We start from the raw sequence: 483 nt of genomic DNA on the forward strand, positions 1-483 counted from the left end.
CGCCAGTCCCTGCGTGAGGACCGCGTACAGCAGCGTCGTGTCGGTGCCCACGCGGGAGACGAGGTCGCCGGTGCGGCGCGCGTCGAACTCGCTGATCGGCAGGTGCAGGATGCGCGCGATCAGCTTGCGTCGGCTGGAGTGGACCACGGCGGTGCCGGTGCGCTGCAGCAGGTAGTGCTGGTATCCGGAGATGACCGACGCCACGATCACCAGGCCGATGAGCAGCCAGACCAGTGCGCCCAGCATCTCGCCCTTCTGCACGCGGTCGATGACCTGGCCGACGAGCAGCGGCTGCGCGAGGGACGCTGCGGCGCCGACGATGCTGAGCAGCGCGACCGCCACCAGCACCCTCTTGTGCTCGAAGAGGAAGGGGAGGAGCTGGCGGAACGTGGCGCGCGGACCGTCCTGCTGCGCGCCGCGCCCGCGTCGGCGTGCTGTCGCCGTGCGAGACATGGGGAACCTCGTTCTGGGGAGCGGTGCGAC

1 protein-coding gene is annotated in these 483 nt (G+C 70.8%); it reads right to left on the reverse strand.

Features of this window, described 5'->3' with window-relative positions:
• Positions 1-453, reverse strand: a 453-nt coding sequence (locus BGN97_RS10135) for an ABC transporter transmembrane domain-containing protein (RefSeq protein ID WP_292700836.1), incomplete at its 3' end; no start/stop codon positions are given.
• Between the last annotated feature and the right edge of the window lie 30 nt (positions 454-483).

Source organism: Microbacterium sp. 69-10 (assembly GCF_001897945.1).
In the GTDB taxonomy this organism is placed as follows: Bacteria; Actinomycetota; Actinomycetes; order Actinomycetales; family Microbacteriaceae; genus Microbacterium.